Origin of the sequence: Wolbachia endosymbiont (group A) of Paraperithous gnathaulax (genome assembly GCF_964028485.1) — a bacterium.
In the GTDB taxonomy this organism is placed as follows: domain Bacteria; phylum Pseudomonadota; class Alphaproteobacteria; order Rickettsiales; family Anaplasmataceae; genus Wolbachia; species Wolbachia pipientis.
Genome location: NZ_OZ034784.1, coordinates 1,224,573 through 1,239,270 on the forward strand (window position 1 = coordinate 1,224,573; position 14,698 = coordinate 1,239,270).

At 35.1% G+C, this 14,698-nt stretch carries 15 protein-coding genes and 1 tRNA gene; 3 read left to right on the forward strand and 13 right to left on the reverse strand.

Annotated elements, in window-relative coordinates:
- Positions 1–82 precede the first annotated feature (82 nt).
- Both ABWU74_RS06505 and ABWU74_RS06510 read left to right on the forward strand, forming a co-directional pair.
- Positions 83–790, forward strand: coding sequence for a uroporphyrinogen-III synthase (locus ABWU74_RS06505; protein ID WP_353289300.1), 708 nt, complete (start codon positions 83–85; stop codon positions 788–790).
- A complete protein-coding gene (locus ABWU74_RS06510) occupies positions 790–1,569 on the forward strand; it encodes an exodeoxyribonuclease III (protein WP_006279450.1) in 780 nt (259 codons plus the stop codon). The genes ABWU74_RS06505 and ABWU74_RS06510 overlap by 1 nt, the downstream gene beginning before the upstream one ends.
- A 26-nt stretch (positions 1,570–1,595) precedes the next feature.
- Here the strand turns inward: ABWU74_RS06510 and ABWU74_RS06515 are convergent, their stop codons facing one another.
- From ABWU74_RS06515 to ABWU74_RS06580, 13 genes are all read right to left on the reverse strand, one after another.
- Positions 1,596–2,615: a hypothetical protein gene (locus ABWU74_RS06515; RefSeq protein ID WP_070356955.1), complete on the reverse strand. Its 1,020-nt coding sequence runs from the start codon at positions 2,613–2,615 to the stop codon at positions 1,596–1,598.
- A 50-nt stretch (positions 2,616–2,665) separates the two neighbouring features.
- Positions 2,666–5,242 carry a DNA polymerase I gene (gene polA / locus ABWU74_RS06520; RefSeq protein ID WP_353289301.1) on the reverse strand — a complete coding sequence of 859 codons (2,577 nt, stop codon included), beginning with the start codon at positions 5,240–5,242 and terminating at the stop codon, positions 2,666–2,668.
- Positions 5,243–5,456: 214 nt separating this feature from the next.
- Positions 5,457–5,621 (reverse strand): IS3 family transposase, encoded by a 165-nt coding sequence (locus ABWU74_RS06525; RefSeq protein ID WP_084741697.1) that lies wholly within the window; start codon positions 5,619–5,621, stop codon positions 5,457–5,459.
- A complete protein-coding gene (locus ABWU74_RS06530) occupies positions 5,614–5,775 on the reverse strand; it encodes a DDE-type integrase/transposase/recombinase (RefSeq protein WP_010082071.1) in 162 nt (53 codons plus the stop codon). The genes ABWU74_RS06525 and ABWU74_RS06530 overlap by 8 nt, the downstream gene beginning before the upstream one ends.
- A gap of 3 nt (positions 5,776–5,778) precedes the next feature.
- Positions 5,779–6,213: an IS3 family transposase gene (locus ABWU74_RS06735; protein ID WP_144078574.1), complete on the reverse strand. Its 435-nt coding sequence runs from the start codon at positions 6,211–6,213 to the stop codon at positions 5,779–5,781.
- Entirely contained in the window at positions 6,198–6,500 is a 303-nt protein-coding gene (locus tag ABWU74_RS06545; RefSeq protein WP_209472831.1) for a transposase, read from the reverse strand. The genes ABWU74_RS06735 and ABWU74_RS06545 overlap by 16 nt, the downstream gene beginning before the upstream one ends.
- A 225-nt stretch (positions 6,501–6,725) precedes the next feature.
- Positions 6,726–7,538 (reverse strand): SDR family oxidoreductase, encoded by an 813-nt coding sequence (locus ABWU74_RS06550; protein WP_353289302.1) that lies wholly within the window; start codon positions 7,536–7,538, stop codon positions 6,726–6,728.
- A 5-nt stretch (positions 7,539–7,543) separates the two neighbouring features.
- Entirely contained in the window at positions 7,544–8,188 is a 645-nt protein-coding gene (locus ABWU74_RS06555) for an alpha/beta hydrolase (protein WP_015589325.1), read from the reverse strand.
- 195 nt (positions 8,189–8,383) lie between these two features.
- Positions 8,384–8,575: a hypothetical protein gene (locus tag ABWU74_RS06560; RefSeq protein ID WP_265023607.1), complete on the reverse strand. Its 192-nt coding sequence runs from the start codon at positions 8,573–8,575 to the stop codon at positions 8,384–8,386.
- Between the two features lie 135 nt (positions 8,576–8,710).
- Positions 8,711–9,076 (reverse strand): hypothetical protein, encoded by a 366-nt coding sequence (locus ABWU74_RS06565; protein WP_209472454.1) that lies wholly within the window; start codon positions 9,074–9,076, stop codon positions 8,711–8,713.
- A gap of 121 nt (positions 9,077–9,197) precedes the next feature.
- Positions 9,198–10,865, reverse strand: a complete 1,668-nt coding sequence (locus ABWU74_RS06570; protein WP_353289303.1) for an aminopeptidase P family protein — start codon at positions 10,863–10,865, stop codon at positions 9,198–9,200.
- 8 nt (positions 10,866–10,873) lie between these two features.
- Positions 10,874–12,796, reverse strand: a complete 1,923-nt coding sequence (gene mnmG, locus ABWU74_RS06575) for a tRNA uridine-5-carboxymethylaminomethyl(34) synthesis enzyme MnmG (protein ID WP_353289304.1) — start codon at positions 12,794–12,796, stop codon at positions 10,874–10,876.
- A 187-nt stretch (positions 12,797–12,983) separates the two neighbouring features.
- Positions 12,984–13,059 (reverse strand) — tRNA-His (locus ABWU74_RS06580).
- Positions 13,060–13,209: 150 nt separating this feature from the next.
- Between ABWU74_RS06580 and murJ the strand changes: the two genes are divergently transcribed.
- Positions 13,210–14,697, forward strand: a complete 1,488-nt coding sequence (murJ, locus tag ABWU74_RS06585; RefSeq protein WP_010962984.1) for a murein biosynthesis integral membrane protein MurJ — start codon at positions 13,210–13,212, stop codon at positions 14,695–14,697.
- Position 14,698 lies beyond the last annotated feature (1 nt).

Genomic DNA, 14,698 nt, shown 5'->3' on the forward strand with positions numbered 1-14,698 from the left:
GCTCAAGCTATCAAAATAAAAGTTTTTATTCAGTAATTTGTGTATAAAGGGTACTATTTTACTAGTAGTGAAATAAATCAGAATGAAGTCTATTTTATTAACGAGGCCTTTATTGGACTCGTTCAATACAAGAAATATATTGAGAAAGTATGGATACAAAGTTTTTATAGAACCAGTATTCACAATAAAGTACTTAAATCCTGATATATCTGCGTACGAATTTGACGTTGTGATATCTACAAGTAAAAACAGTGTAAAGGCTCTTAGTCAAATATGCAAAGAGGATGACTTTCCGATTATTACAGTTGGTAATTCAACCATGCAGGCTGCAAAAAATTTGGGATTTTCTGATATAATCTCAGCAGACAGCAACGTTGATGGTCTGATATCATTCATAAAAGCTCATTATTCAAACGCAATAAAGTTCTTGTATATAAGGGGACAAGAAGTATCATGTAACCTAAAAAAGAGATTATCTGAAGAAGATTTTAACGTAAGAGAAGTTGTACTCTATAAAACAATTATAAAAAGGAATCTAACTAATAGGTGTAAAAATTTACTATTGGATGGTAAAATTGATAGTGTTGCTTTTTTTTCCTCACAGACAGCAAGGATATTTTGTTCATTAGTTCTAAAAAGTGGGTTATCTCATGTGATGAATAATGCAGTTGCATATACCATGAGTAAAAACATTGCTGATAGTTTAAAGTTAATCAAATGGAAAAAAATTATAACATCGAGGTTGCCTACTGGGGAGAGTTTAATTGATATAATTAATAAGGATTGTTGATGCTAAAGATTGCAACTTGGAATGTAAACTCCATACGTAAAAGAGTTAACCAACTTTGTAGTTTTATAGTTGATAGTCAGATAGATATAATTTTGCTGCAAGAGATAAAATGTATGGAAGAGCAATTTCCTTATGCAGAGATAGAGAAGCTGGGATATGAATGTGCTGTCTATGGACAAGTTGCAAGAAATGGCGTTTGTGTTTTATCTAAATATCCGATACTGGAGAAGTTTAAGATTGATATCGTAGAAGGTTATCAAGAAGCGCGTTATATAGAGTGCATAATAAAGCACAATAATCAGAAGGTAAGGGTGGGAAGTGTATACGTTCCAAACGGTCAAAGCCCGGACTCTCAAGCATTTGAATATAAACTCAAGTTTTTTGATAATCTATATGAAAGGATGAGCACTTTGTTAAAGAATGAAGAGTTAACTATTATAGCTGGCGATTATAATGTTGCACCGGATGAAATTGATGTCTTTGATTCAAACTTATTGAATGGCCAAGTGTGCTTTCATATAAGAGAACGTGAGAAGTTAAGAGCGATCTTGAATCTTGGGTTTAAAGATGCGTTTAGAATATCTCACCCAAATTTGCAACAATTCACTTGGTGGCATTATCAAGGCAATTCACTCAGAAATAATCAAGGAATGCGAATAGATTATATGCTGTTATCACCACAAGCTGTAGATAAATTGGAAACATGCTACATAGATGATAGATTGCGTAAGCTAGAAAATCCGTCTGACCATACTCCTGTTGTATGTGCTATAGAATAATAGCAGATCTCTTACACAATTCACTTTTAGCAAACCTGAGTAGTCTTACCTTTGCTGCTCTGTGGTTTTTCCCTTCGTTTGTTTTCCTTTCCTGTCCAAGATTGATCGTGCTGCTCACTTTTTTCGTTTCCTACCTGGGAAATTTGCTCAGGAACAGGCTGTTGTTCACTCTTTTCTTTTCCTTGGGAAATTTGTTCAGAAACAGAGGTGCCTTTCTCAACTTCTGTAACTGGGGTTTTTAAAATATCATCAATGCCCTCGAGAATTTTTCCATTCAGTTTTGCTCTCTTTTCTGTATCATCTTTATCTTGTGAGCTAGGGTCATACAAAGTACCTTTTTTGTTATTTGAAAAAAGAACCTCCACTCCTCCTTTTATGGCAAATATTGTGCCGATAGCAGTAAGAACTACTCCGAGTGTAGTAGGACCAAAAATTAACATTGGAATAGTGGAAAGAAGGACAGGAAAAAAGATCTTGCTTAAGAACGTTGTTACCATCTCTTCATCACTGAGTGGTGGTTCATCCTCTTCTTTCTTGTCTTTACCTAAGAATGGTATTTTTTCTTTCATCCCATCCATAAAGGAGCCAGAAATATTTTTCGGGTCTATTTTGATCCCTCCAATTAGCAGCAGCAGCATTTCCAATACAAACTTTATGGATGAATCTTTAGCTTCTGTACCCCGTATATCAGCTACACACTTGGTTATTATTTGTTGTATTTTATCATTATTTAATTTCTCTTCTCTAGCTAAGCCTTGCTCTCTAATTTCTTTAAACATAGAAAGTAAAAACTGAGAAAAATTCTCTTCACTGAGTGGTTTTATATCTTTTGGATTGACATTATTAAGTAGTATGTCCTTATAAGCTGATATAAAATAATCAGTTATTTCTTTGTTCTCCTTTAATTCGGCTTTACCTTCTAATACTTTTACAAAGTAATCATAGATTACCTGATGTTCCTCTTTTTCAAAAATTTTCTCATCTTTGTTAGTTACCTGATTTGAAGGTTCCAAATTCTTTGTTTGTGGAGTTAATATTTTTGTCATAACTGAGTTACTCACATTTACTATACTTCAATTGTAGCATATTTTTCATATTAATTCAAATAATCTATACTCCTAGAATTCACGATGTTTAAGTCATAATTAAGGGAATTTAGACCCCAGTTGTCGCCAACTTTTATTTCTACTTCAAGTGGTACAGAAATTTCTATTGCATTTTCCATTATATCTTTCATAAGTTTTGCTGTTTCTTGTACCTTTTCGTCCTCTACTTCAACCAGTAGTTCATCGTGAACCTGGAGGATTATTTTACCTACTTTCAATTGGTCAAAAAGCTGAATTGTCGCACGTTTTATCATATCAGCAGCGGTTCCTTGCAGTGGTGCGTTTATTGCTGCCCTTTCTGCAAATTGTCTTATATAAGGAATTGTATTGTTTATGTCTCTTACAAAGCATCTCCTGCCAAACAAAGTTTCTACATAACCATGCAATCTTGCGATAGACACTGTTTTTTCCATATAGGCCTTTATTTCTGGGTAACAGGAAAAATAGTAATTAATGTATTCAGCAGCTTCCGCAATGGTAATTCCAAGCCGCTTTGCAAGACCAAATGGGCTAATGCCATATATAATTCCAAAATTGATGGATTTTGCTTTGCGTCTTAATTGCTCATCTATTTCTTGCACTCCAAAAACTTGCCTTGCGGTGATCTCATGAATATCTTGTCCGTTTGCAAAAGCTTCTTTAAATGCTGCAACGTTTGCAACGTGTGCCAGGAGTCTTAATTCTATTTGCGAATAGTCAGCAGAAATTATCTTATGCCCTTTTGGCGCAATAAATGCTTGTCTGATAAGATTTCCCTCTTCGCTTCTGATAGGAATATTCTGTAAATTAGGATTGCTGGAGCTCAGCCTTCCAGTTGCAGTTGCAGTCGTTGAAAAGCTTGTGTGTATTCTACCATCAAGTGGATCAACTTGCTTTATTAATGCATCAGTGTAGGTGCCTTTTAATTTACTTAAATGTCGCCAATTTAAGATTTTACTTGCGATTTCTACCCCTTCTTCTTCGAGTGCCTCTAGAACTTCATAATTGGTGCTATACGATCCAGATTTTTTTGACTTTTTCTTTTTATTAAGCCCCATTTTGTTGAATAAAACATCACTTAATTGTTTTGGCGAAGCAATATTAAATCTTTCTCCTGCCAAATTATATATCTCATCTTCAAGCACGGCAATTACCTGCTGAAATTTATCGGACAGCTCCTGTAATTTTTGTATGTTCAGTAATATCCCATTTTTCTCCATATCAAATATTACTTTCATAAGTGGCTTATCGAAGCGCTCGTAAATTGTGAGCAATTTTTCCTGAAATAACCTTTGCTTTAGCTTTTCATGAATTGCTATTAAAGTTTTTGCCGAGAAAATTTCTGCATTTTCACTCAAATTATGCGCAACTATGTTTGGAATACTGTGATCATGCTTTCCTGTATCCAAGCTATACGACATTATCATCAAATCATCAACTGAATCTAGCATCTTCTCTACTGTAGGGAAGATTTTCCTGATCTCTTTAATGTTATGTATTATTTTAAGCACTCCATTTGAGAGCAAAGTTAAGTTAATTATAATGAGTGCATCTTGTATGCTGTCTTGCTCTATATAAAAAATATTACTTTCGCTATAAGATAGACTTAATACATTGTTTTCAAGGTGGTAATGAATTGCAATTTTGCCTTCATATCTACAATGCTCCAAAAATTTCTCTAACTCTTCACTACTATATTCTATTTTCTCTTTTGTGCTAGACCCATTATAGGAAAAAAGCTTTTCCACTTTCCCTATTAAGGAATTGAATTCATACTTCTTTAAAAAGGATAATAGTTTTTCCATATTTGGAGAATGGACTTCATATTTTGCAATATCATGTTGAAGGTCTACTTTTTCGCATAGTGATAAAAGTTCTCTTGAAATTAGAGCTTTTTCCTTATGTTCGGTGAGAATATTACGAATCCTCGTTTGCTCGATATTATCAATGTTCTCTATAATATTATTCAATGAATCAAATTCATCCAGTAATTTAGCTGCAGTCTTCGGACCTATTCCCGGAACGCCTGGAATGTTGTCAGATGCATCACCAGTTAGAGAAAATAAATCAAGAAGCTTGTGTGAGTTTACACCAAATTTTTCTATTACTTGTTTTTCATCTATATATATATTTTTAATGGGGTCGAATATTAAAATATTGTGGTTCAAGAGTTGAAATAAGTCTTTATCTGATGAAACGACTACCACTTTAAAGTCTTGGTGGTTGGCGTATTTTGCAGCTAGTGTTGCAATTATATCATCTGCTTCATAACCTTCAATCTCTTCATAGCTGAGGTTAAAAGCTTCTACCGCTTCCCTCAGTATGGTGAACTGTGGAGTTAGATCCTCAGGAGGCGTTACTCTGTTCGCTTTGTACTCAGGATATAAATTGTGCCTAAAATTCTTTTTCCCTGCATCAAGTGCTATAGTTAAGTAGTCCGAATGGGCAATGTACTTAAGAACCATATTCAGAAAGCCATATACACCACCTATTGGCATTCCTGTTGTGGTAATTAAGTGAGGTAGTACATAGTAAGCTCTGAAAAGAAAACCATAGCCATCGATGATTGTGAAAGTTTTTTCTTTCATTGTAGATATTTATGCGTGCTTTTGATGGTCCACTATTTAGCTGAGAAAATCAAGTTTTTGTTTTTCTGCTTTTGAGCGTTGTAAGAGATTTTACCGAAAATAGCATTCATGATGGGGATGTACACATATGACCTTACCCAGAAAAAGTGGAGAGAAAGTGCGGAATGTTTTTTACAAAAAGAATGATGCATCAAATTGTTCTGGAATGCAATAGTTAATAGTGACGTTGTTTGTTATAAAAAATTTCTATGTATTCAAATATTGCAGTTCTAGTGTGTTGAGCAGAGTGTTGTGAAGTATCAATAAGTATTTCTCTTTTCAATGAGCTAAAGAAGCTTTCTGCAACAGAATTGTCGTAACAACAGCCTTTATTACTCATCTATATTCTTTACAGCTAAGAGATATTGATACCCTTGCGCAGTATATTGTGAACCTTGGTCACTGTGCAGCAGTAGATTTTTAACAGGTTTACGCCTATTAATGGCCATTAATAAAGAGTTCATAACCAATTGTTTATTTATTGCACTACTCATTAACTACCATACGTGAGAATTATTGCTGCCAAATATAGCCATCCCTCCTTGGTTTTGATGTAAGTAATCCCATACTTTATTTGGTTGATCAACAATAAAGTTTTGATCTAGTATATTGGGAGCTACAGCTCTATTATCTGTTTGTTGTTTTTTAATTTTAAACTTTCTTCTCAGTATAGCCCTGATGTCATTTTTCTGCATAATACTTTGCACCGTTTTCAAATTGCAACTTTTACCCAAAGCCTTCAATTCAGCATGAATTTTAGGAGCTCCATATCTACATTTAGAAACTTGATATATTTTTTGAATAGCTTCGAGTAGCTCTTTATTTGCTGATTCTCTACTGCTTATTTTTCTTGTGGTCCACTTATAGTAGCCACTAGCAGAAAATCCTACATAATTCCTGTACTTTATAGCAGTTACTATATAAAAAAATATTTTACTCTTTTTGACTGGCCAGGGCTTTTTTTTAAATGTCTCTTTCCCTTGTTACTCTTGCTTTGTAAATCAAACCTCTCTTTGTCGTAAGGAGCCATGTTACCTCTACCTGGAAATGCATTTGCCGCTGACTTTTTTTCGTTATATTTCTTCATCCATTTTCCTAATAAACCACCCTTTATTCCTAAATCTCTTGCTATTTTTGTAATTGTTTGACCTGCCTTTCTTTGTTCATTTGCCAGTTTAACAGCTTCCAATTTGAATTCTGCCGTATATTCTCTTACCATTTCTAATCCTCCAAAATTTTATTTTACCCAAAAAAACTCCTTTCTTTCTCTCCACTTTTTCTGGGTAAGGTCACTATTTCTTAAGTAATTTACACTTCAGAGTTTATCTGCTTTAAAGTTTACTCTATTCTGTTTCAGCATTTGTCATAAATCCTTAATTATTTCTGACTTTTTAGTTCAGTTTTTAACCATTCTTTCCTTAACTTAATGGCAGTGACAATAAGCCTATCTATCATTCTGATGTGATTTCAGTTTTTTTACATGCAAACTCTCTAATCCCACCTTGTAGTTAGGATAAATTAGAGAGACATTAAGATCTTTTTTAATTTTAACATTACTTACTCTTTTTGATCCTAAATAAAAACTCTGTGCATAATCTGGTAACTCAATTGGCTCTGGAGGGCTAACATTGAGAAGTTTGGCTGCATACATTATCACTTCAGATTGTGTAGTGGGTAAATCGTCTGCACAATTGTATATTTCACCAGGTTTTATGTTTTGCATGGAAGAAAATAAAATATTCGATATATCTTCAACGTGAATACGAGAAAAAAAATGCCCTTCTTTTTTCACATTTCTTGCTTTGCTAAGCTGCAAGTCAATTAACACGTTCCTACCAGGACCGTATATTCCAGCTAAACGAAAAATATGTACAGGCAATCTGCTATTCAGCCACTTCCTTTCAGATCTAAGGCGCTTTTCTCCTCTGATTTCTATAGGTTTTGTTTCAGATTCCTCATTCACCCAATTACCAGAGTGATCACCATAGACGCTAGTTGCAGACAAATAACCAAACCATTTAACATTTTGCAGGCAATCACCGTATCTCTCCACAACATCATCACCATCTGGAGGAATAGAAATTAAAACGTGCGTTGCGCTTTTAAGCAGATCTTGGCTAACCTTCTCATAATTAAAGAGGATTACATTTTGTATATCTTTACTTCTTGATGTGCCACTGACTTTCCAACCTAAGTTCAGTAATTTTTTCGATAAAAATTTAGCTACATATCCATAACCAAAGCAAAACAAGTGCATGAAAATTAATTTTTAAAATTCTTCTTGATAAATTCTACTCCTAATTTTATTCCCTCTTCATTAATAATATGCCCTAATGCATGAATTGGGTGTCCTTCAACATTTACTCCATTTTCTTTCAGAGCTTTAACCGCTAAGTCGAGGGACGAAAAAGGTACCACGTCGTCAGCATCACCATGGATAACACATATGTTAGGTTTTGACTTGATCTCTGGTGCAGTTTTTGAAGGTGAAAGAAATCTACCAGAGTATGCAACAACTGATGCACAGGATTGAGAGCGGGTGAGAGCTGTATGTATTGCAAGCATTGCTCCTTGAGAAAATCCAACTAAAGAAAGTTGCGTATCTTTTAAATTAAGCTCCTTTAATTTTGTATCAATGAAATGATTTACAATTGATGTAGCATTTTTTACTCCATTATATAGCGCTTCCTCACTACGATCTTCCAAGCTGAACCACTGATAACCATCACCTATTTCTCTTTCAAACGGAGCATTGGGTACTGCAAAATATGAACCCAGTAAAAACTTGCTCATAACTTTAGCAAGGTGAATGAAATTATCGCCACTTGAGCCCCAACCATGTAAAAAAATAATCAAATTTTTCTTATTTCCGCCTGCACAAATTTCTGGGCCTTTAAGTTCAATCATTTCTTTTCCTTTTGCATTTATATTTTTATTTAACACTAATTTTCAAATTTGTAAAAACCCATGTGCAATTATGTACACTAGCTCATAACTGTATGAACATTGCAATTTGCAGGCAATTCGCGTGGCAGATGAAAGTAGCTGACACTGGAATCCAGCTTTTGATCGAAAATGTTGCATAGTGCACAATCAATTTTTCTAGATCCCAGTGTCAAGCACTGGGATGACATCATAGGGGCGCTGGGATGACACCCTCCTGCTAGACAATGTTCGTACAGCTATGGAATGAATCGCGGTATGACGTAGGATTGCTGTCATTCCAGTGCTTGACACTGGGATCCAGTTCTTATTACCTGGTGTAAAGTTAAGTTTCCTGGATTCCAGTGTCAAGCACTGGAATGACACCTCTGGGCACTGCCGTCATAAAGGAACCAGTGTCAGCTACTTTCATGGCATCAATAATTGACCTCGACTTACCGTCCAACTAGAAAGTTGTATATAGAATGACAGAAATCCAGATGTTATTTACTTACTTTCGATCTTTTCTATCAATTTTTTAACTAAGCCTCTTAGCTTTTTACTGGATTCATCAAGCTCTTGAATCTGCGAGCTGTGCTCTTTCATTAGTTCCTTATAGTTACCTCTTATGTAGTCAATCATTTCCTTCATCTGAGCAATCATCTTGTTAACATCCATACTGCCCAAATCAGGTATCATGCCAGGCATAGCCCCTTCTAACATACCGCCAGCCATAAGCTGCTGAGACATTTGCATAAATGGTTTTAAAGTCTGATTAAGCAATCCAGGATCCTTGGCTAATTTTTCTATTTGCTCTTTGCAAGTATCCATATACTGCTTCATAAATTCATCTTCTTGCCCTTTGTCTATCATAATTATAACCTACCTAAAAATACGTGTTCTTTATTATGTATTATTTTAAAATTAAAAACAATACAAAATACCTGTCACAATTGCATTAATACTTTTTAAATAATAAAAAATGCTCCTTTGCTTATAAAGGGTCACATACCTTCTTTAACCATTCCTTATCTTTTACGCTATTTTCTAAGTTTTTATAGACAAATTGATGGTAGCCATTTACCCATTCAATTTCATCCTTAGTAAGCATTTGCACATTTATTAGTCTTCTATCATATGGAATAGAGGTCAGTTGTTTAAAGTTTAAGAAGCCGTTTTCTTGCCTGTCAACATATATCAGATTTTCAATTCTTATTCCATACTCTCCCGGAATGTAATAGCCAGGTTCGTTGGAAAGTATCATCCCTGGCGTGAGTTTCACTTTATTACTTTTTGATATTGCTTGTGGTCCTTCGTGTACTGATAGGTAACTTCCTACTCCATGCCCTGTACCATGCATATAGTCCATTCCAAATTTCCATAAATGCGTACGTGCTAATATATCCAATTCTCCACCAGTAGTGCCAGGAGGAAAGATGACACTTGCTATAGCAATGTGAGCTTTGAGTACTATTGTATAGTGGGTTATTTGTTCATCAGTTGGATTGCCAATTGCTACAGTTCTTGTCACATCAGTTGTGCCGTCAAGGTACTGGCCACCAGAGTCAATCAAATACAGTCCATCTTTCTGAATTACTTTATTCGTCTTACTGCTTGCACGATAGTGAATTATTGCCCCATTCTCATTAAATGCTGAAATTATTGGAAAACTTAGTTGCTTAAACAAATTCTGCTCTTTTCTGTATTCTAAAATCTTTTCTTCAGCTTCAAGTTCTGTACCAACATTATTTTCAAGCCAATATAGAAAATTTGTAACTGCCACTCCATCTCTGATATGCGCATTTATAGCCCCAGCTATTTCAGTTTGGTTTTTTGCTGCTTTATAAATTAGACAAGGATCTTCTCTCTCAGCTACCTGTTTATCTTTTATTACAGCCATGATACTCATTGGAGTTGTGCTTGGATCCATGACTATTGAATTTATCTTGTGCAGCGAATTTTCTAGCTCACTAATATCAAAAATATTTATATGATTGCCTAAATTTGCTTCTATAGTTGAATGTTCTTTATCTTGAATAAACAAACCAACATTACCGCTTTTATACAATATAGCACGGCCCAATATACATGGAGTATATTTAGCATTTTCATTTCTTAAATTTAATAACCACGAAATTGAATTTGGATCAGTTAAAAGCACTACTTCAGCTTCTTTATCTATGCTTTTAGCTATTTTTTCACATTTGTCCTTACTACTTTCACCAGCATATTCAATAGAATGTAAAACCACTGCTTGTTTTCGACAGTCACTTTTTTTTTCAGCTAAACAGGGTATTAATTTACAGATATTCTCATACTTTCTTATATCTTCTATGGTAAAATATTGCAAATAATAACCTAGTGAGGCAGTCGATGTTAAGTTTGCTTTTATCCATTCGCGTGGATCCTCTTCTTGTATATTATATACTTGAAAATTGCCCCGATCGAGCTGATTGCGAGCTTGTGTGATATAGCGTCCATCCGTAAAAAATGGGCACTTGTTGTCTTTTGTAACGATAAGTAGCCCATTTGTTCCTGTAAAGCCACACAGCTTTGTTAGCTCCTCTGAATACTCATTTAAATATTCATCTTTAGTATGCAACATAAATGCATCAACGTTTATCTCGTGCATAAAAGAACGAAATTCTTCGATTTTTGACATAGAACACCTCATACAAAATTAGCAGCCACTTTCGTTTTCCTGTTTCTCAAATACACTAATATGCTCACTATCGCTGCAGGAGTGATGCCTTGTATTTGCTTTGCAATGCCAATCGTCGCTGGTTTTATCGTCTGCAACTTTTCTATTACTTCACTTGACAGGCCTTTAACTTGTGAATAGTTAAAATCAATTGGAATTTGAGTGTTAATTTCCTCTCGTAAAAACTTCATATCCGCTTCTTGTCTTATTAGATAAGGTTTGTATTTTGCTTCAATTTCAACCGCTTCGCATATTTCATTCTTAGTTATGCTACCCATTGCGGTGCCATCCCAGCGCGTGATGCTGCTTAACTCCGGCCATATTTCTTGTAATTTATTCCAGTCGATGTTTGGATAGCTAAGTAAATCTAGTGCCGTTTTTCTTATCCCATCATAAGATATTTTGATACCATAAGACCTAAGCTGCTCAGGAGTAATCGTCAGACTCCCTAACTCCTCTTCAAGCTGCTTAATGGATTCAAGTTTATTCTGTAAAACGGAGTATCTCTCATGCGAAACAAGGGAAATATCATAACCTTTTTGTGTTAATCTTCTATCTGCATTGTCTGACCTGATAGCTAGCCTATATTCTGCACGTGAGGTAAATAATCTATAAGGTTCGATCACCCCTTTGGTGACTAGATCATCTATCATTACGCCGATATATGAGTCTGTGCGATGAAGAACAAAGCTTTCTTTTTTTTCAGATGCAGAGAGTGCTGCATTAATTCCGGCAATAATTCCTTGCCCTGCTGCTTCTTCATATCCAGTAGTGCCATTAATTTGGCCAGCAAAATATAGGCCTTTAATTTTCTTAGTTTCAAGAGTATGGCTTAGTTCTCGTGGATCAATATAGTCATACTCAACTGCATATCCAGGTCTTAGTATTTCTGCATTTTCAAGTCCCTTGATACTCTTTATCATTTCACACTGCACTTCAATAGGCAATGAATTTGAAATTCCGTTCGGGTATATAGTATCATCATTCAAGCCCTCTGGTTCTAAAAATATTTGATGACTACTTTTTTCTGCGAATTTTTTAACCTTAGTTTCAATGGATGGGCAGTATCTTGGTGCTATAATATCATCCAAATACGAAGAAGCTGACCTGTGCAGATTCTCTCTAATTATTTTATGCGTGTTTTCATTAGTATGGGTAATAAAGCATGATACCTGAGGTTGATTAATTTTTTCTGTTAAGTAAGAAAACGGCACAGGTGGATTATCACCCACTTGTTCTTGCAATATTGACCAGTTTATAGTGCCACGATCAAGCCTTGGCGGAGTTCCGGTACGCAATCTACCTAATTTAAAATTATATTTCTTCAACGTATTTGCAAGTTCTACGGCAGGCTTATCTCCCATTCTCCCTGAAGGAGTTACCTGCTCTCCTATATGAATCACACCCCGCAGAAAAGTCCCTGTAGTTAGAACGACTTTACTTGTCAGTATATGCTCCCCTGAGCTTGTTATTACAGCTTTAATGCACAATTCTCCATTGTTATTACTCTCTATAAGAAAATCGTCAACCGACTCTTCTTTTACCGTCAAATTATTATAATTTAGAATAATTTCCTGTATTGCTTGCTTGTATAATTTTCGGTCTGCCTGTGCACGCGGGCCCCATACTGCTGCACCTCTGCTGCTATTTAAAATGACTGAGTGTATACTTGCTTGATCGATTGCTCTTCCCATTATTCCATCAAGAGCGTCAACTTCCCTGACTACAACGCCCTTTGCAACTCCTCCGATTGCTGGATTGCAGGACATTTCCCCTATAGTTGAAATTTTATGAGTTATAAGCAGCGTGTTTGCACCAAGGCGAGCTGCAGCAGCAGCAGCTTCGCACCCTGCATGACCACTACCTACTACTACTACATCATATTTATGCATGCCTTCTTGAGTAATTCTTACTCTACTAATATTCTAACTATTAGCGGTTAATGTCAAATTTTACAGTAATTAACTATTTCAATCATCAGTGGCCAATGTATAGCTAACTCACGTCATACCGTCACGGTATCTCTAGATCCCGCTAACAAGCAGCGGGATGACGGTTTTTCAAATTATCGGGTTTTAGTGGGGCGAGCGACCAGGATCGAACTGGCGACATTCAGTACCACAAACTGACGCTCTACCAACTGAGCTACGCCCGCCAAGATATAAAATTTCTAACATAAGAGCGCAAATAGTCAATTGATTATTTAACTCTCCTTTTGCAGAGGGTTTTAAGTTTAGCCAATAAATATTTTCATTGATACTTTTACCATTATAGTTAATTGTATTGACACTAATGAAGTAGTGGTATGTTTAAAAGTATTTTCACATTTAGTTTTTTTACGGCTATTTCAAGGATCTCAGGGTTAATAAGAGATGTATTGATTGCTACGGTTATTGGTGCGAACTCTCTTGCAGACATATTTTTTTCTTCGTTTCGTTTTGCCAATCTATTTCGAGCATTTTTTGCAGAAGGAGCGTTCACTACCTCATTCATACCATTATATTCGACAGAATCATATGATAATAAAAAGGCATTTAATTTTGCAAGTAGTGTAATATCCATTACGTTTATTATCTTAGTAATTTTTTGCCTTATCATGCAAACTTTCTCCCCTTATATGATTCAAATTTTTGCTCCTGGATTTGACCAAAGTAAGTTTACCCTTACTGTTACTTTATCAAGAATTATGATGCCCTACATAATCTTTGTTTCAATTGCATCACTTATTGGTGGAATGCTGCAAGTAAAGCAGCATTTTGCTTCAACAGCTATTGCACCAATCGTTTTGAATCTCTGTTTAATCATCAGTTTGTTTGTGCCTTACGTAAAAACTCCAGCGCACAACCTTTCTATAGCTGTCCTTATAGGAGGAATTTTCCAGCTACTTTTGATACTATTTAGCGCATACAAGTTAAAGGCAGCTTTTTCTTTTAGCCTTGAATTAAGCAATGAAGTAAGGTTATTTTTTAAGCGTGTGATACCTGCAATTATCAACAATTGTGTAACTCAAATAAGCTTATGGATTGATACAATCATGGCGAGTTTTATACCAAATGCGGTGTCCTATATATATTATGCCGATAGACTAAATCAACTACCGCAGGGAATAATCGGTACTGCAATTGGTACAGTGCTTCTTCCTTTAATTTCAAAACAGGTGGATAATACTGAAAATATAGTCAAAATACAGAACAAGGCTCTCAACATAGGATTAATGTTAATTATGCCAACAACTGCTGCCTTTATCATTATTCCCGACATAATTTTACTTACGCTTTTTTCTTACGGCCGGTTTGATCATTATGCAGTGCAGCAAACTGTTCCCACTTTAATAGCATTTTCTCTTTCTTTACCTGCATTTATTATAAATAAAGTATTGCTACCTACATTTTTTGCTAAAGGCAATCTGAAAATACCAACCATATTTTCGCTAATGTGTCTTGGAATTAATGTAGTGCTAAACCTTTTGTTAATGAACGAGTATCAGCATACGGGGATTGCTATTGCTACTTCCGTTTCCACTTGGATAAACTCTATTCTATTAATTAGTTATTTAACAATAAATAAAATGTATAAGGTTAGCCAAGCGTTATTGTTAAATGTCATGAAAATTTTTGTAGCAACGGCAGTCATGTCAATAGCCCTTTATATTTTTAATTCTTTGTTGGCAGGATTATTTTTTGATAAAATGTTGGCTCGTATTGTTTATTTAACGACTTTAATAGCTTTGAGTGTTATTGTTTATTTTGGTATTCTCTATTTAATATTTAAGGGAAACTTTAAGCATGTGTAAA